Origin of the sequence: Uniformispora flossi (assembly GCF_049534875.1) — a bacterium.
In the GTDB taxonomy this organism is placed as follows: Bacteria; Actinomycetota; Actinomycetes; order Streptomycetales; family Streptomycetaceae; genus Yinghuangia; species Yinghuangia aomiensis.
Window position 1 is genome coordinate 25,619 of sequence record NZ_JBMULZ010000004.1, and the last position, 22,290, is coordinate 47,908.

At 70.9% G+C, this 22,290-nt stretch carries 23 protein-coding genes and 1 tRNA gene; 8 read left to right on the forward strand and 16 right to left on the reverse strand.

From position 1 onward, the window contains the following. The first annotated feature begins 269 nt into the window (after positions 1–269). The 4 genes from bioB to ACPA54_RS09980 all read left to right on the forward strand — a co-directional run bounded on the left by bioB (position 270) and on the right by ACPA54_RS09980 (position 4,703). Positions 270–1,349, forward strand: a complete 1,080-nt coding sequence (bioB, locus tag ACPA54_RS09965; protein ID WP_423528330.1) for a biotin synthase BioB — start codon at positions 270–272, stop codon at positions 1,347–1,349. A 159-nt stretch (positions 1,350–1,508) separates the two neighbouring features. After that, positions 1,509–2,768 (forward strand): nucleotide sugar dehydrogenase, encoded by a 1,260-nt coding sequence (locus ACPA54_RS09970; protein ID WP_423528331.1) that lies wholly within the window; start codon positions 1,509–1,511, stop codon positions 2,766–2,768. Beyond that, positions 2,765–3,772, forward strand: a complete 1,008-nt coding sequence (locus tag ACPA54_RS09975) for a Rossmann-fold NAD(P)-binding domain-containing protein (RefSeq protein WP_423528332.1) — start codon at positions 2,765–2,767, stop codon at positions 3,770–3,772. The genes ACPA54_RS09970 and ACPA54_RS09975 overlap by 4 nt, the downstream gene beginning before the upstream one ends. Then, complete coding sequence (locus tag ACPA54_RS09980; RefSeq protein WP_423528333.1) at positions 3,762–4,703, forward strand: methionyl-tRNA formyltransferase; 942 nt, start codon at positions 3,762–3,764, stop codon at positions 4,701–4,703. The genes ACPA54_RS09975 and ACPA54_RS09980 overlap by 11 nt, the downstream gene beginning before the upstream one ends. Before the next feature lie 9 nt (positions 4,704–4,712). Here ACPA54_RS09980 and ACPA54_RS09985 read toward each other — a convergent pair whose 3' ends face one another. The 7 genes from ACPA54_RS09985 to ACPA54_RS10015 form a co-directional block, all read right to left on the reverse strand. Next, on the reverse strand, positions 4,713–5,012 hold the full coding sequence (locus tag ACPA54_RS09985) for a type II toxin-antitoxin system PemK/MazF family toxin (protein ID WP_423528962.1): 300 nt from the start codon (positions 5,010–5,012) through the stop codon (positions 4,713–4,715). 24 nt (positions 5,013–5,036) lie between these two features. Beyond that, positions 5,037–5,333 (reverse strand): hypothetical protein, encoded by a 297-nt coding sequence (locus tag ACPA54_RS09990; RefSeq protein ID WP_423528334.1) that lies wholly within the window; start codon positions 5,331–5,333, stop codon positions 5,037–5,039. 85 nt (positions 5,334–5,418) lie between these two features. After that, entirely contained in the window at positions 5,419–6,951 is a 1,533-nt protein-coding gene (locus ACPA54_RS09995; protein WP_423528335.1) for an MBL fold metallo-hydrolase, read from the reverse strand. After that, entirely contained in the window at positions 6,948–8,057 is a 1,110-nt protein-coding gene (locus ACPA54_RS10000; protein ID WP_423528336.1) for a DegT/DnrJ/EryC1/StrS family aminotransferase, read from the reverse strand. Before ACPA54_RS10000 ends, ACPA54_RS09995 begins: the two co-directional genes overlap by 4 nt. Continuing rightward, the gene (locus tag ACPA54_RS10005; protein ID WP_423528337.1) at positions 8,054–9,250 is read right to left on the reverse strand and encodes a DegT/DnrJ/EryC1/StrS family aminotransferase; all 1,197 of its coding nucleotides are present in this window, start codon (positions 9,248–9,250) and stop codon (positions 8,054–8,056) included. The genes ACPA54_RS10000 and ACPA54_RS10005 overlap by 4 nt, the downstream gene beginning before the upstream one ends. Positions 9,251–9,370: 120 nt before the next feature. Continuing rightward, the gene (locus ACPA54_RS10010) at positions 9,371–10,378 is read right to left on the reverse strand and encodes an NAD-dependent epimerase/dehydratase family protein (RefSeq protein WP_423528338.1); all 1,008 of its coding nucleotides are present in this window, start codon (positions 10,376–10,378) and stop codon (positions 9,371–9,373) included. A 6-nt stretch (positions 10,379–10,384) separates the two neighbouring features. Then, positions 10,385–11,482 (reverse strand): Gfo/Idh/MocA family protein, encoded by a 1,098-nt coding sequence (locus tag ACPA54_RS10015; RefSeq protein WP_423528339.1) that lies wholly within the window; start codon positions 11,480–11,482, stop codon positions 10,385–10,387. A gap of 378 nt (positions 11,483–11,860) precedes the next feature. Between ACPA54_RS10015 and ACPA54_RS10020 the strand changes: the two genes are divergently transcribed. Both ACPA54_RS10020 and ACPA54_RS10025 read left to right on the forward strand, forming a co-directional pair. Continuing rightward, complete coding sequence (locus ACPA54_RS10020; RefSeq protein WP_423528340.1) at positions 11,861–12,340, forward strand: YwqJ-related putative deaminase; 480 nt, start codon at positions 11,861–11,863, stop codon at positions 12,338–12,340. A 4-nt stretch (positions 12,341–12,344) separates the two neighbouring features. Continuing rightward, positions 12,345–12,827, forward strand: coding sequence for an SUKH-3 domain-containing protein (locus ACPA54_RS10025; RefSeq protein ID WP_423528341.1), 483 nt, complete (start codon positions 12,345–12,347; stop codon positions 12,825–12,827). Positions 12,828–12,956: 129 nt separating this feature from the next. Here the strand turns inward: ACPA54_RS10025 and pth are convergent, their stop codons facing one another. From pth to ACPA54_RS10055, 6 genes are all read right to left on the reverse strand, one after another. After that, positions 12,957–13,553 (reverse strand): aminoacyl-tRNA hydrolase, encoded by a 597-nt coding sequence (gene pth / locus ACPA54_RS10030; protein ID WP_423528342.1) that lies wholly within the window; start codon positions 13,551–13,553, stop codon positions 12,957–12,959. 46 nt (positions 13,554–13,599) lie between these two features. Next, positions 13,600–14,202, reverse strand: a complete 603-nt coding sequence (locus tag ACPA54_RS10035) for a 50S ribosomal protein L25/general stress protein Ctc (RefSeq protein WP_345673718.1) — start codon at positions 14,200–14,202, stop codon at positions 13,600–13,602. Positions 14,203–14,581: 379 nt separating this feature from the next. Beyond that, entirely contained in the window at positions 14,582–15,559 is a 978-nt protein-coding gene (locus ACPA54_RS10040) for a ribose-phosphate diphosphokinase (RefSeq protein WP_423528343.1), read from the reverse strand. Further along, a complete protein-coding gene (gene glmU / locus ACPA54_RS10045) occupies positions 15,556–17,097 on the reverse strand; it encodes a bifunctional UDP-N-acetylglucosamine diphosphorylase/glucosamine-1-phosphate N-acetyltransferase GlmU (RefSeq protein ID WP_423528344.1) in 1,542 nt (513 codons plus the stop codon). Before glmU ends, ACPA54_RS10040 begins: the two co-directional genes overlap by 4 nt. Before the next feature lie 180 nt (positions 17,098–17,277). Further along, a tRNA-Gln gene (locus ACPA54_RS10050) sits at positions 17,278–17,349 on the reverse strand. A 14-nt stretch (positions 17,350–17,363) separates the two neighbouring features. Then, the gene (locus ACPA54_RS10055; protein WP_423528345.1) at positions 17,364–18,068 is read right to left on the reverse strand and encodes a helix-turn-helix domain-containing protein; all 705 of its coding nucleotides are present in this window, start codon (positions 18,066–18,068) and stop codon (positions 17,364–17,366) included. Between the two features lie 261 nt (positions 18,069–18,329). Between ACPA54_RS10055 and ACPA54_RS10060 the strand changes: the two genes are divergently transcribed. Next, a complete protein-coding gene (locus ACPA54_RS10060; RefSeq protein WP_423528346.1) occupies positions 18,330–19,292 on the forward strand; it encodes an acyl-CoA desaturase in 963 nt (320 codons plus the stop codon). A gap of 7 nt (positions 19,293–19,299) precedes the next feature. Continuing rightward, the gene (locus ACPA54_RS10065) at positions 19,300–19,968 is read left to right on the forward strand and encodes a TetR family transcriptional regulator (protein WP_345673713.1); all 669 of its coding nucleotides are present in this window, start codon (positions 19,300–19,302) and stop codon (positions 19,966–19,968) included. Between the two features lie 95 nt (positions 19,969–20,063). Here the strand turns inward: ACPA54_RS10065 and ACPA54_RS10070 are convergent, their stop codons facing one another. The 3 genes from ACPA54_RS10070 to ACPA54_RS10080 form a co-directional block, all read right to left on the reverse strand. Further along, positions 20,064–20,999: an ADP-ribosylglycohydrolase family protein gene (locus tag ACPA54_RS10070; RefSeq protein WP_423528347.1), complete on the reverse strand. Its 936-nt coding sequence runs from the start codon at positions 20,997–20,999 to the stop codon at positions 20,064–20,066. An 81-nt stretch (positions 21,000–21,080) separates the two neighbouring features. After that, complete coding sequence (locus ACPA54_RS10075) at positions 21,081–21,440, reverse strand: VOC family protein (protein ID WP_423528348.1); 360 nt, start codon at positions 21,438–21,440, stop codon at positions 21,081–21,083. A 3-nt stretch (positions 21,441–21,443) separates the two neighbouring features. After that, on the reverse strand, positions 21,444–22,220 hold the full coding sequence (locus ACPA54_RS10080) for a trans-aconitate 2-methyltransferase (protein ID WP_423528349.1): 777 nt from the start codon (positions 22,218–22,220) through the stop codon (positions 21,444–21,446). Between the last annotated feature and the right edge of the window lie 70 nt (positions 22,221–22,290).

Genomic DNA, 22,290 nt, shown 5'->3' on the forward strand with positions numbered 1-22,290 from the left:
CGATCACCTCGGCCCGATCGCAGACGACCCGCTGAACGGCGTACTTCAATGCCCGCTCCGGATCGACATCGGCATATGGTTCCCGCGGCGCAATTGCCAACGTGCCCACCTCCCGCGGTCATCGTTCCGTGTCCGTCACCGCCTTCGGACGGATCGACGCCAAATCACTCGTTCAGGCGTCCCCACCTCCAACGCCCACAAGAATCCCGCCCCGACACTGTCCCCCCGGTGCTTGAGGGCCCTCCCCCGGGCTGCCAAGGATGGTCCTCATGACCGAACTTGCCGTGGACAAGCTGTTGGAGACGCTGACCGCCAAGGCGCTGCGGCGTGAGGCGCCGGGGCGGGAGGAGGCTCTTGCGCTGCTCGCGACCGGGGACGACGACGTGCTCGACGTGGTGGCGGCCGCGGGGCGGGTGCGGCGGGAGTTCTTCGGGCGGCGGGTGAAGCTCAACCACCTGGTGAACATGAAGAGCGGGATGTGCCCGGAGGACTGCTCGTACTGTTCGCAGCGGCTCGGGTCCGCGTCGGAGATCCTCAAGTACTCGTGGATCTCCGAGGACGAGGCCGCGCAGGCCGCCGGGCGGGCGATCCAGGCCGGGGCCAAGCGGGTGTGCCTGGTCGCCAGCGGGCGCGGGCCCGGCGACCGGGACATCGAGCGGGTCGCCGGCACCGTCGGGGCGATCAAGGACGCCGCGCCGGACGTCGAGGTGTGCGTGTGCCTCGGGCTGCTCAAGCCCGGGCAGGCCGAGCGGCTGCGCGAGGCCGGTGCGGACGCGTACAACCACAACCTGAACACGAGCGCCGAGAACTACCGCGACATCTGCTCGACGCACACCTTCGACGACCGCGTGCGCACCGTCGGCGACGCGAAGTCCGCGGGCCTGTCGCCGTGTTCCGGCGCGATCTTCGGCATGGGCGAAAGCGACGACGACGTCGTCGACATCGCGTTCGCGCTGCGCGAGGTCGACCCCGACTCGGTGCCGGTCAACTTCCTGATCCCCTTCGAAGGCACTCCGATGCAAGGCCGCTGGGAACTCACCCCGCACCGCTGCCTGCGCATCCTCGCGCTGTTCCGCTTCGTGTTCCCCGACGTCGAGGTCCGCCTCGCGGGCGGCCGCGAGATCCACCTGCGGGCGCTCCAGCCCCTCGCCCTGCACCTGGCGAACTCGATCTTCCTGGGCGACTACCTGACCAGCGAAGGCCAGCCCGGCGCCGCCGACTTGGCGATGATCGCGGACGCCGGCTTCGTCGTCGAAGGCGCCGAGGAACGGACCCTGCCCGAGGCCCGCCACGACCTTGTCGCCCTGCGCCGCCGGGGCGCCGGGACGGACGCCCCCTCGAACGTCTGACCCGCCCCCGCAACTCCCCGAAACCCCGGCGGGGCCCCCGGCCGTCGCATAGCCTGGCAAGCGCGGCCGGGGGTGGCCGCCGGGTGGGGGAACGGAGTTCGCGCGGGTGGGCGCGCCGGTTCCCCGCCGCACGGCTGGTTCTTGGGGAGGGAACGGGTCATGCGCGTGGCCATCGCGGGTCAGGGCTATGTCGGGCTGCCGTTGGCGGTGCGCGCCGCCCAAGTCGGCCACGACGTGGTCGGCTACGACGTCGACACGGGCCGGATCAAACAGCTGTCCGCGGGTGAGTCGTACGTCGAGGACATTCCGTCCGCCGACGTCCGCGCGATCATCGACGCGGGCCGCTACAAAGCCACCGCCGAACCGCGCGAACTCAGCGGCTTCGACATCGCGGTCATCACCGTCCCGACGCCGCTGCGCGAGGGCGTGCCGGACCTGTCGTACATCGAGGACTGCGCGCGCACCCTGGCCCGGTTCCTGCGCCCCGGCGCGGCCGTCGTGCTGGAGTCCACGACCTATCCGGGCACCACCGAGGAACTCGTCGCCCCGCTCCTGGAGGAAGGCTCCGGGCTGGTCGCGGGACGCGACTTCCACCTCGGCTACAGCCCCGAGCGCATCGACCCCGGCAACCCGACGTGGAACCTCGTCAACACGCCCAAGGTGGTCTCCGGCATCGACGCCCGCTCGCTGGAGGTCGTCGACACCTTCTACGGCTCGCTCGTCGACCGCACCGTCCGGGTCGGGTCGCCCAAGGAAGCCGAGCTGGTCAAGCTCATCGAGAACACCTTCCGGCACGTCAACATCGCGCTGGTCAACGAAGTCGCCATGTTCGCCCACGACTTGGGCATCGACGTATGGCAGGCCATCGACGCGTGCTCGACCAAGCCGTTCGGCTTCATGCGCTTCACCCCGGGGCCGGGCGTCGGCGGGCACTGCCTGCCGATCGACCCGTCGTACCTGTCCTGGCGGGTGCAGCGCACGCTCGGGCAGAGCTTCCGGTTCGTCGAGTTGGCCAACGACGTCAACAACCACATGCCGGACTACGTGATACGCCGCCTGACCGCGTCGTTCAACGCGCGGCGCCGGTCGGTCAACGGCTCGCGCGTGCTGCTGCTCGGGCTGGCGTACAAGAAGAACACCGGCGACGCCCGCGAGTCGCCGTCCACCCGCATCGCGCAACTGCTGCTCGACCTGGGCGCGGAGGTCAGCGCCGTCGACCCGCACGTCGACGTCGGCCAGCGGGTCGACACCCGGCTGACCCGGGTCGACCTCACCGCCGAGGCCGTGCAGGCGGCGGACGCGGTGGTGGTGCTGGTGGACCACGACGACCTGGATCTCGACCTGGTGCGCGAGCATGCCGCCTACGTGCTGGACTGCCGGCGCGCGCTGGCGCCCGCCGCCAACGTGGAAGTCCTGTGACCCGCCCGGGGTTCGCCCCCGAACGCCTCGCCCGGCTGGCGGTGCGGGCGGCCGCCGACCTCGGCCTCGACCTCACCGGCAAAACCGTCCTCACCGAAGCGGCGACCGGCGCCTACGCCGTCACTCCGGTGCTGGCGTCGCTGGCGGGCGCGCGCGTCATCGCGTACACGAAGAGCACCCGCTACGGATCCGTCACCGACGTCGCCGAACTCACCGGTGCCGTGGCCGGGTTCGCGGATGCCCGGGGCCCGATCGAGGTCGTCTCCGTGCTGGACCCGGTACGGCACATCGCCGCCGCCGACGTCGTCACCAACAGCGGCCACCTGCGGCCGATCGACGCCGGTTTCGCCAAGCTCCTCAAACCGGGCGCGGTCGTGCCGCTGATGTTCGAGGCCTGGGAGATCGGCCTGGGCCGCGACGACGTCGACCTCGCGGCGCTGCGCGAGCACGGCATCGCCTACGCCGGCACCAACGAACACCACCCGATGATCGGCGTGTTCGAGCACCACCGGGGGATGGTGCTGCGGCTGCTGTCGGACTGCGGGATCGCCGCCTACGGCGCGAACTGCGTGGTCCTGTGCGACAACCCGTTCGAACCGGAGATCGTCGACGGGCTGGTCCGCGCGGGTGCGTCCGTGCACGTCGCCGCGTCGCTGGAGCTGGTCAACACGCCCCAGGACGTCGACGTCGTGCTGGTCGCGCTGCGGCCCGGCGACCGCCCGGTCCTCGGCGCACCGGAAGCCCGGCGGATCGCGGCGCGCTGGCCGGGTGCGACCGTCGTGCAGGTGTGGGGCGACATCGACCGCGAAGCGCTCGGCGCGTCCCGCGTGCCGTTCTGGCCCCTAGACGCGCCTGCCGCCGGGCATATGGCGATCCTGCCGTCCGCGGTCGGCCCCGAACCGATCGTGCGGCTGCAGGCCGGCGGGCTGAAGGTCGCCCAGATCCTGCTGGCCGACCCGGCGACGCTGACCGACGAGGACAGGGAGTACGTCGATGAATGCTGAGGCCCGCATCGTCCTCGTCGGCATCGGCCCGACCACCGCGGACGCGCTGGAGTCCCTCCGCACCCGCTTCACCGTCGCCGCACTGGTCCGCCCGGGCGAGGACGACACCACCCGGCTCGCCGCCAAGCTCGGCATCCCCGTCGAGCCCGGCATCCGCATCGCCGACATCGAGTCCCTGGTCGACCGCCTCGCACCCGACGCCGTCGTGGTCTCGTCCTACGACCGGATCCTCCCGGACCGCCTCCTCGCCCGCTGCCCGTTCGTCAACGTGCACTACGCCCCGCTGCCCCGCGGCCGCGGCCGGGCCAACGTCAACTGGGCCATCGTCAACGGCGATCCGGAAACCGCGATCACCGTGCACAGCATGGCCCCGGGCCTGGACGCGGGCGGAATCCTCTACCAGGAGCCCGTCCCGATCGGCCCCCGTGACACCGTCACGGACCTCTACGACCGCCTCAACGCCCGCCAACGCGCCGTCCTGGCCGACGCGGTGTCCCGCCGCCTCTCCGGCGACGAAGGCGACCCGCAGGACCACGACGCGGCCACCTACGGCTGCACCCGCCTCCCGGAAGACGGCGAGATCGACTGGGCCGCCCCGACGGCCGCCACCGACCGCCTGATCCGCGCCCTCACCCCGCCCTACCCCGGCGCCTTCACCCACCTCGGCCTCGACACCGTGGTCGTCCACCGCGCCGAACCCGCCCCCGACGCCGTGCACTACACCGGCCGCATCCCGGGCCGCGTGGTCGCCGTGGACCGCACGGGCGCGGGCTGGGTGGAGGTCCTCACCGGAGACGGGATCCTGCGGGTCCACGAGGTAGCCCTGGAAGGCGCGGACCCGGTCCCAGCGGCCACGGTCATCCGGTCGGTGAAGACCACGCTGGGGCTGCGGCTGGCGGACGTTCTGGCGCTGCTGAAGGAGCGGACGTGACAGCGAGGGTCAGATGGCCAACGCAGCCCGCAGTCCGGCGGCCACCTTCACCATCGTCCCAAGCGTCAGCGCCCCACGGTCTGCCTCCAGATCCTCGCGGTAGAGCAGCGCGATGTCGTCACAGAGAACGCGCCCGACCAACGGATCCTGCCGGTCAAGCTGGACAATGCTAGGCAATTCCGGCTTGACCGACGTCGTCACACGCACTGCGAGGCAATCTCCGAGCGCCCGGTTGCGGATGTTGTTCGAAACGATCAACCAGGGCTTGCGGCCGCTACCGATGTCCGCCATGTACACACGCCCCCGCACGGGGACGATGGCCGTTCCCAACGATCAGTCCCCCAGGGCCGCCGCACGCGCGCGCATGGCACGGCGCACGGCACGGTCGTCGCCATCTTCCGCTGCCGCCAGCGCCGCATAGCCGGTGAGCATCACTTGCTCGGTCACGGCCGCCCTCCCGGCGAGGACCAGCGCATGCAGCAATTCCGCCTCCGAAGCATCACTGTCGAGCACTACCCCCGCCACCTGGCTCAAAGCCTCCCGCTCCGCACTGTCAGGTGCGCGAAGGCGCTCGAGGTGATCGCGATCGGCCGAGGTAAGCGGGACACTCTTGCGAACCTTCGTCTCCATATCGCCATCATGATGCATAGAGTGCAGCACGGCAAATGCAGCATAATCTGCAGCATCCAGAGCCCGGCTCTAGGTTTGCCCGGCTCTAGTGGTGCTCGGCCGCGTCCACCCGCAGCGGCACCGTTCCTCCCGACACGCACTCCCCCGTCCGCAGGTCCCACTTCCAGTGGTGCCGCGGGCACTCCAGGACCTCGCCGTCGATGTCGGCCAAGGCCAGGTCCTCGCCCGCGTGCGGGCAGAAGCGCTGGAAGCTGTAGCCGCAGCGCTCGATCGACTCGCCGGAGGCCGCCTCGGCGCGTTCGCGGACCATCTGCATGGTCTGGGCCGGGTGGTTGCCGTACCGGAGCAGGCTCATCAGCGTCAGGTCGAAGACGTCCGGGTCGCGGTGCAGGCCGAGGCGCAGCGACAGCAGGGCCTCCTCCCAGCCGATGCGTCCGTCCACGATCGCCCGGAGCACCCGGGACGGGACGTGGATCGTGTAGCCCGCGTCCACCGGGTCCTCTTCGAGCGCGCCGCCGACCTGGGCCAGGCGTACCGACCAGGTTTGGCCGTCGGCGACCAGCCGGACGTCGCGCTGGTAGTCGGCCAGGAAGCGCTTGTTCCACGACGTCAGCCTGCCGAAGTAGGCGTCCAGCTCCTCCGCGGACACCGCCTCGAACGCCTCGCCGTGGTACGCCCCCCACTCCTCCGCCCGCCGCTCCCGATACGCCGCGAGATACGCCCGCGGGGACTCCCGCCACGTCCCGCGCGCCGGGTCGGCCGACTCCGCGACCCCGTCCGCGGTCAGGGCGTCCCCCGGCTCCAGCAGGACCGCCGCCACGTCCGGGCACGCCGCCGCGAAGTCGTCGGCGAGGTCGTCCCACACCGGGAAAATCGTCGCCGAGCGGTCGTTGAACCGCTCCAGGTCCGGGTCGAGGAAGCACGGCGGGCCGGCGGCCGGCAGATACGCCGCCGCGCCCGTCAGCCGTACCTTCCGCACCAGCGTGTCGAACAGGTCGCCGCGGATCTCCGCGGTCTTCTTCCGCTGCACCTCGTCCGGGTAGGCGTAGCAGTTCGGGTACCACATCGCGCCCGAGTACTGCGCCGACAACACGTCCACGTCGGTGGGCAGTTCGGACATCGGCGTGTTGCAGTCGTTGAGGTCGAGGAAGCGGAAGCCGCCGAGGTCGACGACCAGCCCGCTGTCCTCCTTGTGGCTGGTGTCGAGCAGCATGGTGAGCACGAACCCGTCGGCGGCCTCGTAGCTCTCGCGGTGCCCCAACGCGACCACGTTGCGGAAGCCGAGCTCGGTGACCCGCCGCACAAGCGACTTCGACCGGAAGCGCGGCACCACCACCGTGGTGGCGTCCCGATCGAGCATGCCGAGGGTGCGCGCGTCGAAATGGTCCTCGTGCTCGTGCGACAGATACAGCAGGTCGTACGAGCCGGACGCCACCGAGGCGAGCAGCGGCCGGTTGTCCGGAAACGGGAACCACGAGGCCAGAAAAGCCGGATGGAACCACGGGTCGATCAGCAGCCGCACGCCCGCGTGCTCGATCTCGTACCCGGCATGGCCCAGGGACCGGATCCGGGCGCCCGGCGGAAGACCCCCGAGCGCCCGATGTCGACCGTCCGTCATACGGCACCCTGGTTCCGCAGCGCCTTCGCCAGCGTGTCCGCGACCTGGGCCTGCTGCTCCTCGGTGATCTGCGGGAACAGCGGCAGCGTGAGGATCTCCGCCGCGGCGCGCTCCGCCACCGGGAAGTCACCCGGCGCGTAGCCGAGTTCCCGGAAGGCAGGCTGCAGGTGCACGGGAACCGGGTAGTGCACGCCCGCGCCGATGCCGGCCGCGTTCAGTTCCGCCAGCACCTCGTCGCGGCAGGCCACGCGCACCGCGTACAGGTGCCAGACATGCTCGTTGCCCGGCATGGTGCGCGGCAGCCGCACGCCGTCCACGTCGGCGAGCAGCGCGTCGTAGCGGGCCGCCGCGGCGCGCCTCCGGGCGTTCCAGTCGGCCAGCCGCCGCAGCTTGGCGCGCAGGACGACGGCCTGCAGGGTGTCCAGGCGCGAGTTGAAGCCGAGCCGGTCGTGCACGTACTTGCGGGATGATCCGTGGTCACCCAACTCGCGCACGATCCGGTCGAGTTCCGCATCGGATGTGAGTACCGCGCCGCCGTCGCCGTAGGCGCCGAGATTCTTGCCCGGGTAGAAGCTCGTCCCGGCCGCCCGGCCCCACGTACCCGCGCCGCGGCCGTGCCGCGTCGCGCCCTGGCACTGCGCGGCGTCCTCGAACACCCGCACCCCGGCGGCGGACGCCACGTCCAGCAGGTGTTCCATCGGCGCCAGTTGCCCGTTCAAGTGCACGGGAAGCAGCGCCCACACGTTCTCCGACACGGTCACCGCCGCCGGGTCCAGCAGCAGGAACTCGTCGTCGGCATCGGCGAACACCGGTACGCCGCCTGCCCGGACGACCGCTTCGGCGGACGCCACGAAGGTGTTCGCGGGCATCACCACGCCCGCGCCCGCGGGCAGCCCGTCGGCGCGCAACGCCAGTTCGAGCGCATCGGTGCCGTTGGCCACGCCGACGCAGTGCGCCGTGCCGCTGAACTCCGCGAACTCCCGCTCGAACGCTGCGACATCCGGCCCCTTGACGAACGCCCCGGTGTCCAGCACCCGGGCGAAACCCGCCTCGACCTCGGCCGCCACCTCGGCATGCCCGGCCAGAAGATCCACCAGGGGAATCACGCCCGCACCTCCGCCGCCACGACATCCGCTCCGACACCCGCACCCGCACCCGCGGCAGCCGCGGCCAGCTCGGCGGCCACCCGGTCCTGCTGGGCCTCCGTCATCTCGTGGAACAGCGGCAGGATCAGCGAATCCCGGGTGATCCGCTCGGTCGCCGGAAGCGGCACATGGGGTGTGTCCGCATACGCGGGCTCCAAATGCGCCGCCATGATCCCCCGCCGCGCGGAGATGCCCGCCCCGGCCAACCGGGCCAGCAACTCGTCGCGTCCCAGCGGGAATCCGGCGTCGAGCAGCACCCAGCACGCCTGATAGTTGGACTCGCCGAACTCCGGGTCGTCGACCAGCCGCAGCCCCGGCACCCCGGCCAGCAGCTTGCGGTACCGCGCGGCCAGCTCCCGCCGCCGCAAGACCATCGCGTCCAGGCGCCCGAGCTGCACGAGGCCGATCGCCGCCTGCACGTCCGTCATCCGATAGTTGAAGCCGAGTTCGTCGTACGTCTCCAGCACCGGCGCCGCACCCCCGCGGTCCGCCGCATCCCGGTCCGCCGCGCTCACACTCATCCCGTGCTCGCGCAACCTCCGCAGCCGCGCGCCGACTTCCGGCCGGTCGACGGTCACCATGCCGCCCTCGCCGGTGGTCAGCAGCTTCCGCGGATGGAACGAGAACGTCGCGAACGCCGCGCCCGCGCCCACCGGACGACCGCGCAGCACCGAACCCGCCGCACACGCCGCGTCCTCGACGACCACGATCCCCAGCGGATCGCACAACGCCCGCATCGCCGCCAAGTCCGCCGGGATACCGCCCTGGTCGACCAGGATCACGGCACGCGTCGCGGGCGTCCGCACCGCCTCGACCGTGTCCGGCGTCAGGTTCCCGGATTCCTCCGCCACGTCGGCGAACACCGGGCGCGCCCCCACGTACCGCACCGCGTTCGCCGTCGCGATGAACGACAGCGACGGCACCACGACGTCGTCGCCCGGGCCCACCCCGGCTCCGATCAGCGCCAGGTGCAGCGCCGTTGTGCACGACGACACCGCCACCGCGTCCGCCACCCCGAGGCGTTCCGCGAACGCCGCCTCGAACGCGGCCACCCGCGGCCCCTGCGCCACCCACCCCGACCGGACCGCCTCGGCCGCGGCCTCCGCCTCCTCGGGACCGAACCACGGCCGCATGACCGGAATACGCTCGCTCACCAAACCCCCCACTGTGTTTGTGCAGTTCCCCCACCATGTCGCCCACGCGGCACGCCGGGCCCGCGGGCCGGACCACCGGGCCGCCGGGAGCACCACGCCCCCGGCCGCCCGGACGTCACCTCACTTGCTGCCGGCCCACCACGCCACCAGGCGGCGCAGCCCCTCGTCGAGCCCCACCTCGGCGCGGAACCCCAGCTCCCGCTCGGCCTTCCCGGTGTCCGCGAGCCGCCGCGTCACCCCGTTCACCGCGCGCTCCGGCCCGTGCTCGACGCCCAGATCCGAGTCCATCGCCCGCAGCAGCCGCTCGGCCAGCTCCTTCAGCGACGTCTCCACCCCGCAGGCGACGTTGTAGACCTCGCCGGAGACCGGCGCCGCCGCGGCCAGCAGGTTCGCGCGCGCGATGTCCTCGGTGAACACGAAGTCCATCGTCTGCAGCCCGTCGCCGAAGATCAGCGGCGCTTCGCCGGACGCGATCCGGTCCATCCACCGGATCAGCACCTCGGTGTAGAGGCCGTGGATGTCCATCCGCGGGCCGTACACGTTGAAGTAGCGCAGCGCGACATAGTCCAGCCCGTACATCGCCTTGAAGCTGCGCAGCAGGCCCTCGTTGAACAGCTTGGCCGCGCCGTAGATCGTGTCGTTGTCGTACGGGTGGTGCGTCTCCCCGGTCGGGAACTCCTCCGCCAGCCCGTACACCGACGCCGACGACGACGCCACGACCTTCCGCACCCCCGCCCGCTGCGCCGCTTCCAGCACGTCGAACGTGCCGTCCACCAGCACCTCCAACGCCAGCCGCGGGTCCTCCACGCACTGCGTGATGCGGATCGCCGCCAAGTGGAACACCACGTCGGTGCCCGGCATCAGCTCCGCCAGCAGCGCCCGGTCGCGGATGTCGCCCTCGACGAGCCGGCACCGGCCCTCGCGCGCCGGGTCGAGCGCGCCGGCCAGGTTCTCCCGGCGCCCACGGGTCAGGTCGTCCAGCACCACGACCTCGCGGGCCCCGGCGTCGAGGAGCTGGTCGACGATGGTCGACCCGATCGTGCCCGCGCCGCCGGTGACCACGCACTTCGTCCCGGCCAACGCGATCGCCGCGTCCCGGGTTGCCGCCGATACCGCCGTGTCCGCCATGCCGTGTCAGTCCTCTCGCCCGGGTCGCCCGGGTCGCCCGGAAACCGTGCGCGCCGCCGGGACGCCCGGACCGACCGGCACGGCCACGCCGCCGGTCTCCAGACTCCGCGACGCCGCCTCCAACATCTCCAGCACCCGCAGCCCGGCCCGCCCGTCGGTCATCGCGGGCCGCGACTCGGCGATCGCCGCCGCGAACTCCCCCATCACCCCGCGCAGCGCCTCGGTCTGCGGCAGCGCGGGCGACACCACGTCGCCGGTGCGGTACGACACGAGCTTCGCGTGCCGGGCTTCCCGCCCCAACGCAGCGTCCTGCGCGAAGTCGATGCCCTTGTCGTGGATGTGCAGACGTGCCGCCGGGTTCATGTCGTCCCACACCAGCGTCCGCCGCGAGCCGCCGATGATCGCGGTGCGCACCTTCGTCGGTGACAGCCAGTTCACGTGCACGTGCGCGATCGCGCCGGTGTTCAGGCGCAGCGTCAGGTAGGCCACGCAGGCCCGTCCGGTGCCGATCGGGTCCGCGCCGTGGGCCGACACCGAGATCGGGTGCACGCCGGGCGGCAGGATGAAGTCCAGGATCGAGAGGTCGTGCGGCGCGAGGTCCCACAGCACGTCCACATCGGGCTGCACGAGCCCCAGGTTGATCCGCACCGAGTCGATGAACTGGATGTCCCCCAGCTCGCCTTCGTGGATCATGTCGCGGATTCGCCGCACCACCGGCATGTAGCAGAAGGTGTGGTCGCACATCAGCGTCAGACCGCTGCTCTCGGCCAGCTCGACCAGCTTCACCGCGTCCGACCGTGCGGCCGTGATCGGCTTCTCCACGAGCACGTGCTTGCCGGATTCCAAAGCGGCGCGCACGAGTTCGAAGTGCGTCGCGGCCGGGGTCGCAATCGCGACCGCCTGCACCGCGGGATCGTTCAGCACCTCTTCAAAGGACGGCGTCACCCGCACGGTGCTGTACTCGCCCAGCACCGCCCGGGCACGCTCCTCGTCCAGGTCGCACAGGAATTCCACCCGCAGACCGGGCGTGGCCTGCGCGTTGCGTATCAGGTTGGGCCCCCAGTATCCGGCCCCCACCACAGCCAACCCCACCGACGACGACATGACGAAGCGTCAACTCCTCGGCTCCCCCAGCCGCATGCCCCCATGACCTGCGGCATCCCCACCCGCGGCACCCGCGGCACGACGGCGCCCCCGCACCGCGGCCGTACCCGGCATGGACCCCCCACCCCGGACGGCAACGCGGCGGCGCGGACCGCCAGCACGACGCTAGCGCCGATATGCGGCCACCACTGCCCAACCGCACAAAAAAGCGGACCGGACACCGGGCCGCGATCGCGCCCAACTCCCGGCCCGGCATGTGGCGGTGATCACGAAGGGTTACCCTGGTGCCCGCTTTCGGGCCGCCATTTGGCACCCTGTGTCATCAGGGTGCACGGCACCCTGCCATCGACCACCGCCGGACAGAGAGGGAAGTGCATCGTGCCCCCGCCCAACCCGACGACGCGCCGGGCCGTGCCGGACACCACGAAGCACCCCGAACCCCTGCCCGTGCGGGTACCGCGCGACAGCATCCTCCCGGCCGTCGCCGCCGCCCTGTTCGTCGGCAAGAAGGTGCGCACCCGAGCCGGGCACAAAGGCGACCTCGTCCCCGTCGCCCATCCGGTCATCCGCGACCTGCTCACCGAATTGCCCTCCGAGCAGCGCGAACGCTGGACCGGCCGCTGCCCCGAAGTCGCGCTGTTGTCCGAGCACCTTTTCGAAACCGAGGCGGTGCGCAAGGGCCGCGCCGCCAAGAAGCCCTTCGCTCTCGCCGACGCACGCCGCGCGCTGAAGGGCGCCCGCGTCACCGTGCGCCGCATCCGCGAAGAGGGAGACCCCGCGCACGGCGGCTACCAACCGCCGTGCCGTTCGTGCGCCGCGCTCTTCGAACATCTGGGCGTCGTCGCGACGGAAGGCTGAGCACGTGTCGCGTTTCCCCACCGAGGTCGTCTACGAACTGGGCCGGGCCGGCTGGACCGTCGGCCGCAAACGGCTGAGCCAGGCGGAAGCCTGGGCCAAGCAGGTCGCCGACCACGAGTCGCCCGACGGCTACCGCCACACCGTCTTCCCGGCCGCCCTCGACGCGTGGTCGGAGTTCGGCGGCATCCGCGTCGCCGTCGAAGGACGCGGCGCCAACGTGGCCCGCCGCCCCTTCCGCATCGACCCCACGGCCTGCCTGCACCTCACCCGCACCCTCGCCGACGTCGGCCGCAGCATCGGCACCAACCTGTGCCCACTCGGCGAAGAGGACGACGGCGGCGGCTACTTGGCCATCGATCCGGCCGGCCGGGTATTCGCCATCGACCACACCGGCGAGTGGTTCCTCGGCGACAGCCTGGACGCCGCACTCACCACGCTCATCCTCGGCACCGCGCCCGCGCGGATCCGCGAAGACGGCACCTGGTAGCCCCGGCTGCCCCGCATACCCCACGGCACCCACCGAACAGGCCTCGGAAACGACGAATCCCCGGTCCGCAGCAAGCGGAACCCGGGGATCCGGAAGCCGGCACACCGGCGCGCCACGCGCCGGCAGCCGTCACGAGTTGTAGAACGACTGCGCCCGCTCGAGCCCGTCCGAGACCAGCGACTCGACGGCGTCCGCCGCCCGGTCCACCTCGACGTCCAGGCCCTTGCGCTCGGTCGACGAGAAGTCCTTCAGCACGAACGCCGCGACGTCCATCCGCCCCGGCGGCCGGCCGATACCGAACCGCACCCGGAAGTAGTCCGGCCCCAGCGACTTGGTGATCGACTTCAGGCCGTTGTGCCCGTTGTCGCCGCCGCCCCGCTTGAGCCGCAGCACCGCGAAGTCGATGTCGAGTTCGTCGTGCACCACGACGATCCGCTCCAGCGGCACCTTGTAGAAGTCCCGCAGCGCCGTCACCGGTCCGCCGGACAGGTTCATGAACGACATCGGCTTCGCCAGCACCACCCGGTGCCCGGCGAGCCGGCCTTCCACGACCTGCGCCCGCGACTTGTGCGTCTTGAACTTGCCGCCGATCCGCTCGGCGAGCAGGTCGGCGACCAGGAACCCGATGTTGTGCCGGTTGCCGGCGTACTCGGGCCCGGGATTGCCGAGGCCCACGACCAGCCACGGACCGTTGTCCGCGGCGGCGTGGGCCTGCGACGTCGACATGATGGTGTCGTCCCCGTTGTTATGCGATGAGTGACGCGGAGCCGGATCAGGCTTCGGCGGAGACCTCGACGACCTCGGCCTCGGCCTCTTCCTCGGAGGCCTCGGCCTCGGCGGCGGCCGGGACCATCACGTGCAGGACGACGGTGTCGCCGTCGACCGCGAGGGTCGCACCGGCGGGCAGCGCGATGTCCTGGGCGTGAATCGACGAACCGGCCTCGAGGCCCTCGACGGAGACCTCGACGGACTCCGGCAGGTGGGTCGCCTCGGCCTCGATCGGGAGGGCGACCAGAACGGTCTCGAGCAGGCCGCCCGGCGCGACGGTGCCGGTCGCGACGACCGGGACCTCGACGGTGACCTTCTCGCCGCGCTTCACGAGGATCAGGTCGACGTGCTCGAGGTGGCGCTTGATCGGGTGGCGCTGCACATCCTTCGGAAGCGCCAGCTCCTTGGTGCCCGCGATGTCGAGCGACAGCAGGACGTTCGGCGTCTTCAGCGCGAGCATCAGCTCATGGCCCGGCAGCGACAGGTGCAGCGGAGCGGTGCCGTGACCGTAAAGGACGGCCGGAACCTTGCCCTCGCGACGCGCGCGGCGCGCGGCGCCCTTGCCGAATTCGGAACGCGACTCGGCGGCGATACGGACCTCGGACACGACGGGTACTCCTCGAAAAGCGACGCGGTGGCGAATGAGCGGGGCGGGATCCCCACGGATGAAGTCCGGCCGGAACGACGCACGGAGCGGACGAGCCGGATCGGACCTCGTGGTGCCCGAGTGGCACCGGGTCCCCTGTGCACCGAAGAGGAGCATGCAAGCCGTCAGCTACCGCGTCGATCACGGAGCAGATCTCGCATCCCTCGCCGGGCAACCCCGTAAGCCTACCCGCAACCTCCGGCAAGCCTGAAATCGGGTACCCCCGAACAGCCGGACGCCGCCCGGTCCCCCGACCGGACGGCGTCCTCTGCACCTGGCTCCAAGGCCCGAACCACCCGGCCCCGCAGGGCGGTTCGGACCGGGCATCACCCGGATGGGATCAGCTGTGGCCCTCGAACAGGCTCGTCACCGAACCGTCCTCGAACACCTCGGTGATCGCGCGGGCGACCATCGGCGCGATCGACAAGGTGGTCAGCTTGTCGAACTGGCGCTCCTGCGGAATCGGCAGCGAGTTCGTCACGATGACCTCGCTGATACGCGAGTTCTTCAGACGGTCCACCGCCGGGCCCGAAAGCACCGCGTGCGTCGCCGCGACGATGACGTCCGCAGCACCGTTCGCGAACAGCGCCTCGGCCGCCGCACAGATCGTGCCGCCGGTGTCGATCATGTCGTCCACCAGCACACAGGTGCGGCCCGAGACGTCGCCGACGACCTCGTGCACCGAGACCTCGTTCGCGATGTTCGGGTCGCGGCGCTTGTGGATGATCGCCAGCGGCGCACCGAGGCGGTCGGTCCACTGGTCGGCCACCCGCACCCGGCCCGCGTCCGGGGACACGACGGTCAGGCGCTCGCGGTCCACGCGCTTGCCCACGTGGTCGGCCAGCAGCGGCAGCGCGAACAGGTGGTCCACCGGGCCGTCGAAGAAGCCCTGGATCTGCGACGTGTGCAGGTCCACGCACATGAGGCGGTCGGCACCCGCGGTCTTGAACAGGTCCGCCATCAGGCGCGCCGAGATCGGCTCACGCCCGCGGTGCTTCTTGTCCTGCCGCGCGTAACCGTAGAACGGGATGATCACCGTGATGCGCTTGGCGGAAGCCCGCTTCAGCGCGTCGACCATGATCAGCTGCTCCATGATCCACGTGTTGATCGGAGCCGTGTGGCTCTGGATCACGAACGCATCGGAACCACGGACCGACTCTTCGAACCGAACGTAGATCTCGCCGTTGGCGAAGTCGAAAGCCTTGGTCGGAACCAGGGACGCACCGAGCTTCTCCGCCACTTCCTTCGCCAGCTCGGGGTGGGCCCTGCCGCTGAACAGCATGAGCTTGCGCTCGGGGGCCAGCTTGATCCCGGTCACTGATCCGTCTCCTTGTTGCTCGCCTCGACCTGGCCGGCGGTCGGCCCTGCCGTCTCCTGCACGCCCCCGGCCGCATCCTGCTGCGCCGTGCCTGCCCGGGCGGCAAGTGCCGCCTCCGCAGCCTCGGCCGCGGGCGAACCCGCGCGCCGGCGCGCCACCCAGCCCTCGACGTTGCGCTGGCGGCCTCGCGCCACCGCCATCGCTCCGGGTGGGACGTCCTCGGTGATGGTCGATCCGGCCGCGGTGTAGGCGCCGTCACCGATCGTGACCGGCGCCACCAGCATCGAATCGCTTCCCACACGTACATGGTCGCCCACCACGGTGTGGTGCTTGGCGACTCCGTCGTAATTCACGAAAATCGTAGCGGCACCGATGTTGGCGCCCTCACCGATCGTCGCATCACCGACGTACGACAGGTGCGGGACCTTCGACCCCTCGCCGACCTGCGCGTTCTTCATCTCGACGAAGCCGCCGGCCTTCGCCTTCGCGGCCAGCACAGTGCCCGGACGCAGGTAGGTGTACGGACCCACCGTCGCCTCCGGCCCGACGACCGCACCGTCCGTCGTCGCATTGGACACCTGCGCACCTTCATGTACTTCGGTGTCACGCAGCGTGCAGTTGGGGCCGACCTCGGCACCCGACGCGATCCGCGTGCGGCCGTAAAGCTGGGTATTCGGCAGGATCAGCGCGTCGGCTTCCAGCACCACGTCGACATCGATCCACGTCGACGCCGGATCCATCACGGTGACCCCGGCGCGCATCCAGCCTTCCAGCACCCGCTGGTTGAACAGCCGCCGCGCCTCGGCGAGTTGCACCCGGTCGTTGATCCCCAGGATTTCCCGGTGGTCGACCGCGGCAACCGCGCCGACCCGGTGCCCGCCGCCGCGCAGCACGGTCAGCGTGTCGGTGAGGTACTCCTCGCCCTGGCTGTTGTCCGTGGTCAGTCCGGACAGCGCGGCACGCAGCAGCTTTCCGTCGAAGGCATAGACGCCCGAGTTGATCTCCGCGATCGCGCGCTGAGCCTCGGACGCGTCCTTGTGCTCGACGATCCCGGCGACCACGCCTTCGCCTTCCCGCACGATCCGGCCATATCCGGTCGGATCCGGGACGTGCGCCGACAGCACGGTGACCGCGTTGCCTTCGGCCTGGTGCGTGTCGATCAGCAACGCGAGGGTCTCGGTGGTGAGCAGCGGGGTGTCGCCGCAAACCACGACGACGGTGCCGGACGGCTCGCGGTTCTCCGCGGCCAGGGCGTCCAGCGCGACCCGGACCGCATGGCCCGTGCCGTTCTGCTGCTCCTGGACGACGGTGCGCGCCTCGGCGTCCACCTCGGCGAGGTGTGCGGCGACCTGCTCCCGGGCGTGGCCGACGACCACCACCAGTTGCTCCGGATCGAGGCGTCTCGCGGCTTCCACGACGTGCCCGACGAGCGAACGCCCGGCCAGGGTGTGCAGGACTTTGGGCGTGGTCGCGGACTTCATGCGGGTGCCCTCACCCGCGGCGAGGACGACGACGGCAGCGGGGCGGACGGGGCTCACGCGGGTGGCTCCTCGGCTCTGCTTGCGGGGGACCGCCCGGTGACGACGTGTCGACGGCAGCCCGAACACGCCGCGAAGAACCGGACACGTACGAGGATACCGGTGCGCCCCGGAGGCCCCGCCACCCGGGATGCCCAGAGGGGATGAACCGACCCATGCGGGACTATTCGAACGTGAGAGCTCCGCCGCCAGGACTCGAACCTGAACCTAAAGGACCAAAACCTCGCGTGCTGCCAATTACACTACGGCGGAATATATCGGACATTTCACCCAACCGATCCTGGTGGGATCGCCGGGAGCTGCGCTCCGACGCCGTCTACTATGCCAGCCCACCACCCTTCGATGCGCTCATATAGTTCCGAGCTTCGCCTCACCGTCACGACCAGACAGCCGCGATAGCCGTCCCCGGTGTTCTGACGATTGGTCTTCGGCGTGTGCCGCTTCAAGGTCGGCGGGTAGAGCGTCTCCACGGGCACCCCGACAAGTTGGGCCCAGAACCGCTCGGCTTCCGTGACGTCGGCGGACATGTGGATGCTGACACGGAAGCCGCAGTCCTCTGGCGCCACGCCCACGAGTCGCAGCCACGCCAAGTAGACCCGGACCATGTTCGGATCGCTGTTCGTGAAGATGACGCGCTTGTTCGCTCGCCACGGCTTGCTCTTGGAACCCTCGGCCCAGTACAAGGCGACTCCTGCGATCAGCAGATCCCGATCCGTGAACGGATCGATCTCGCCCCGAGACCTCTTTCGGTTCCTGGCGTACGTCCGTTCGAGGTTCCCGTTCCGCACCCCGCGCATCATGTCCATGTGCCGGGTCAGATCCGCGGGCGACTTCCGGGGTCGCGGCAGGTCGCGGACCCACAGGGACACCGAGCTTTTGGACACCCCGAGCTCCCGCGCGATGTCGTCGTAGGTCTTGCCCTGGAGCCGCAGCGCACGGGCCCGGGCCTGGTCGTCGGTCTTGGCTTTCATGGGCACGAGCCTCGTCCGGGCACCCCGCCGCCGTCTCGAACTCATGTTTGATTCACCCATTTGGCGGCCGTTCTGAGCTGCGCGCATTAATGGCGCGCAATAAACCCTTTGACGGAAGGTCTTCTCAGTTACCGCGCTTCGGGTGCCATACTGACCACAACTTACGGACCCGTAAGTTACGCGTCCGTATGCCCTGACCTGCCTTGCAGGCCCTGCCCCAGACCCTGCTATGCCCCCGTCTCCGACGTGCGAGGGAGTCCCATGACACCACCGTCCGGCACCGCTGTGCTCGAATCCGAGACCCCGACGCCGGCCCCCATAAGGGGAACTCTGGGCGGAGAGCGCAAGAACTGGGCCGAGCAGTTCGCGCTGGCCCTGTTCATCGGTATTCCGTTTGCCGCACTCATCGCGGCGGTCCCGTTCGCGTGGGGGTGGGGCCTCTCGTGGCTCGACGTCGCGCTGGTCGTGGTGATGTACGCGATCACCGGCCACGGAATCACCATCGGCTTCCACCGCTACTTCACGCACGGCTCGTTCAAGGCCAACCGCGGCGTGCGGGTCGCGCTCGGGATCGCCGGGAACATGGCCGTGCAGGGACCGCTGGTCCGCTGGGTCGCCGACCACCGCAAGCACCACAAGTTCTCCGACCAGGACGGCGACCCGCATTCGCCGTGGAAGTACGGCCCCGGCGTGCGCTCGCTGGCCAAGGGCCTGTGGTGGTCGCACATGGGCTGGCTGTTCGACATCGAGCAGACCGATCAGCACAAGTACGCGCCCGACCTGCTGAAGGACCGCGACCTGGTGCGCATTTCGCGGCAGTTCCCGTTCTGGGTCGCGGTGTCGCTGCTGGCCCCGGCCGCGCTGGGCGGGCTGATCAGCTGGTCGTGGCAGGGCGCGCTGAGCGCGTTCTTCTGGGCGGGCCTGGTGCGGGTCGGCCTGCTGCACCACGTGACGTGGTCGATCAACTCGATCTGTCACGCGGTCGGCAAGCAGCCGTTCCGTTCCCGGGACAAGTCGGGGAACGTCTGGTGGCTGGCGATCCCGTCGATGGGCGAGTCCTGGCACAACCTGCACCACGCGGACCAGACCGCAGCCCGGCACGGCGTGCTGCGCGGCCAACTGGACTCCAGCGCGCGGATCATCCGCTGGATGGAGAAGCTCGGCTGGGTCCGGGACGTGCGTTGGCCGGACCGTGCGCGGATCGATGCCAAGCGCGCGGCATGATGGAGCGATGACCGAGAGCAGCAGACGCGGCGGTTCGCCGCGGGGCGGCGGTCGGGTCCGCATGACCGGCAAGGAACGGCGCGAGCAGCTGATCGACATCGGTCGGACGCTTTTCGCCGAGCGCGGGTTCGACGCGACGAGTGTGGAGGAGATCGCCGCCAAGGCGGGTGTGTCCAAGCCGGTGGTGTACGAGCATTTCGGCGGCAAGGAGGGTCTGTACGCGGTCGTGGTCGACCGGGAGATGCGGATCCTCCTCGACGGGGTGACGAGTGCGCTGACCGGCGGGCACCCCCGGGAGTTGCTCGAACAGGCGGCCTTCGGGCTGCTGGACTACATCGAGCATTCGACCGACGGATTCCAGATTCTGGTGCGGGATTCGCCGGTGGCCCAGTCGACGGGCACTTTCGCGTCGCTCATCAGCGACATCGCGTCGCAGGTCGAGCACATCCTGGGACTGGAGTTCGCGTCGCGCGGCTACGATCCGCATCTGGCGCCGATGTACGCGCAGATGCTGGTGGGCATGGTGGCGCTGACCGGGCAGTGGTGGCTGGACGTGCGTTCTCCGGCGAAGTCGGAGGTCGCGGCGCATCTGGTGAACCTGGCGTGGAACGGCCTGTCGGGGCTCGAGCAGAACCCGCGGCTGGTGACCCGGCGCAAGCACGACCGACCCGAGTAGGCCCGAGCAGGCACCCGCCTGCCCGGGCCTTCCCCCGTCTTCAGCCGTCTTCAGCCGTTCTTGCGGCCCTGGCTGTCCTGGCTGCCGGTGCTTTCCTACAAGGCGTGCGTGCCGCGCCCGCGGCTGCCGGTGTCGACCCAGTCGGGCAGCGCTTCGGTCGCCGCGAGCCAGGCGTCCGGGACCGCGCCGAGCCCGGTGCGGCACGCCACGACACCGCCGGTGATCGCGCAGGTCGTGTCGATGTCGCCCTGCCCGGAGGCGGTGGTCCAGAGCGCGTCGACCAGGTCGTCCTGGTGCCAGGCCGCGGTCCACAGGGCGAAAGGCACGGTGTCCGGGCAGGAGATCCGCTGCCCGCTGCCGAGCGCCGTGACCGCGAGCCGGACGGAGCTGCCCTCGGGCAGGTCGGCCGCTTTGCGCAGACCGCCGCGTACTTCGCTGTACGGCGTGCGGTCGGCGACCGCGGTCAGGAACTCCCCCGGGGCCGGCGCGGGTGCGTCGCGGCCGGTGGTGGCGAGGGCCGCCGCCACGGCGACGGCGATCGCTCCGGCGGCGGCTTCCGGGTGCGCGTGGCTCGCTTCGGCGCTGCGTTCGGCCTGGTCGGCGACGAGGTCGAGGTCGTCGGCGAACCACGCCCCCAGCGGCGCGACGCGCATCGCGGAGCCGTTGCCCCACGATCCCATCCCCTCGAATTGCGCGGCGGTCACCTCGCGCCAGTCGGCGCCTTCGTGGATGGCCCGCAGGACGCCGTGCATGGAGGGGCCGTAGCCGCGGTTCGGGTCGGCGGTGTAGGCCGCCGCGAAGCGGTCGGCCAGGGCGTCCTGGTCGACGTGCCCGTGCAGGTGGAGGATGCGGACGACGGAGAGCGCCATGGCGGTGTCGTCGGTCCAGTACCAGGGGCTTTCGTCGGGTGTGACGCGGTTGTGGAGTTGCTCGTCGCGTTCGCTGCCGCGGCGGAAGAACCAGCGTTGTCCGAAGGAGTCTCCGAGGGCGAGGCCGCGCAGCGAAGCGGCGGCGTTGTGGATGCGGTCCATTCGTTCATCCTCCCGGCGCGTCCCTGCCTCGGGCCAGCGAATTGGCCCGGGGCAGGGGCCTGCGGGGCGGCGGAAGCGGGTCTACCGGCCGGCGACCATTTCCAGGCGGTTGCCGTGTCCGTCCTCGGTGTGGAAGCGCCGGACGCCGGGGACTTCGTCGCTCCAGCGCACGGGGGCGCCGGTCTCCGCGAGCCGGGCGGCCAGCGCGTCGATGTCCGCGACGAGCAGTGCCGGGTGGGCTTTCCGCGCGGGCCGGAAGTCCTCTTCGACGCCGACGTGGATCTGGACGGGCCCGGCGGCGAACCAGCATCCGCCGCGGACCGCGAGCGCGGCCGGCTTCGGGATTTCCGCCATGCCCAGGACCCCGGCGTAGAAGGCGCGGGCGGTGTCTTCGCCGCCGCGCGGGATGGCGAGCTGCACGTGGTCGATGGCATCGAACACCGGTCAGGCCCCCTCGCGGACCGCGACCGCGAAGATCCGGCGGAACGTGAGGACCGTGCCGTAGGGCCGCGCGGGGTAGGCGGCGGCGACCAAGGCCGCGTACTCGGTGAGGAATTCCGCCTGATCGGCGGCGTCCAGCGCGGCCAGGACCGGACGGAGGGCGGTGCCCTTGGTCCATGCGAAGACCGGGTTGTCGCCGGGCAGGACGTGCCGGTAGACCGTTTCCCACGCGTCGACGCGGAAGCCCGGCCGGGCGAGCGCGTCGAGGTAGGTGTCGGCGTCGGGCACGGGCGGGCGCAGCAGGGGCACGCCGTCGAGCCGGTCCTTCCAGCGTGCGGAGGCGGCGAGTTCGCCGAGGAGGACGTGCGGTGTGTCGGTGAAGTTGCCGGGCACCTGGACGGCGAAGGCGCCGCCGGGCGTGAGCGCGTCGGTCCAGGTGGGCAGTCGGGAGAGGTGGTCGGGCAGCCAGTGCAGGGCGGCGTTCGTGACGATGATGTCGAACGGTTCGCCGGGCAGCCAGTCGGTGAGGTCGGCGAGGGTGAAGTCCAGGCGGCCGGGGAGGGCGAGCGGGTCCGCGGCGGCGATCATCTCGGGCGAGTTGTCGAGTCCGGTGATGTGCGCGTCCGGCCAGTGCGCGGCCAGTTCGGCGGTCAGGTTGCCCGGACCGCAGCCGAGGTCGGCGACCCGGCGCGGGTCGGCGGTCGGAATCCGGGCGAGTAGGTCGTGGAACGGGCGGGCTCGTTCGTCGGCGAAGGCGAGGTACTGCTGCGGGTCCCACATGGCGGCCTCCCGTGGATCACAATGTATCTCGACATCAAGATACTATCGCGATCGTGCATGTTTGTCTTGA

Bases quoted from the DNA above. Each gene is read 5' to 3' on its own strand.
- ACPA54_RS10010 (WP_423528338.1), bottom strand. From the start codon at position 10,378: ATGGCGGACACGGCGGTATCGGCGGCAACCCGGGACGCGGCGATCGCG.
- ACPA54_RS10015 (WP_423528339.1), bottom strand. From the start codon at position 11,482: ATGTCGTCGTCGGTGGGGTTGGCTGTGGTGGGGGCCGGATACTGGGGG.
- ACPA54_RS10080 (WP_423528349.1), bottom strand. From the start codon at position 22,220: ATGTGGGACCCGCAGCAGTACCTCGCCTTCGCCGACGAACGAGCCCGC.
- ACPA54_RS10060 (WP_423528346.1), top strand. From the start codon at position 18,330: ATGACACCACCGTCCGGCACCGCTGTGCTCGAATCCGAGACCCCGACG.
- bioB (WP_423528330.1), top strand. From the start codon at position 270: ATGACCGAACTTGCCGTGGACAAGCTGTTGGAGACGCTGACCGCCAAG.
- ACPA54_RS09980 (WP_423528333.1), top strand. From the start codon at position 3,762: ATGAATGCTGAGGCCCGCATCGTCCTCGTCGGCATCGGCCCGACCACC.
- ACPA54_RS09995 (WP_423528335.1), bottom strand. From the start codon at position 6,951: ATGACGGACGGTCGACATCGGGCGCTCGGGGGTCTTCCGCCGGGCGCC.
- pth (WP_423528342.1), bottom strand. From the start codon at position 13,553: ATGTCGACGTCGCAGGCCCACGCCGCCGCGGACAACGGTCCGTGGCTG.
- ACPA54_RS09990 (WP_423528334.1), bottom strand. From the start codon at position 5,333: ATGGAGACGAAGGTTCGCAAGAGTGTCCCGCTTACCTCGGCCGATCGC.
- ACPA54_RS10065 (WP_345673713.1), top strand. From the start codon at position 19,300: ATGACCGAGAGCAGCAGACGCGGCGGTTCGCCGCGGGGCGGCGGTCGG.
- ACPA54_RS10055 (WP_423528345.1), bottom strand. From the start codon at position 18,068: ATGAAAGCCAAGACCGACGACCAGGCCCGGGCCCGTGCGCTGCGGCTC.
- ACPA54_RS10070 (WP_423528347.1), bottom strand. From the start codon at position 20,999: ATGGACCGCATCCACAACGCCGCCGCTTCGCTGCGCGGCCTCGCCCTC.
- ACPA54_RS09970 (WP_423528331.1), top strand. From the start codon at position 1,509: ATGCGCGTGGCCATCGCGGGTCAGGGCTATGTCGGGCTGCCGTTGGCG.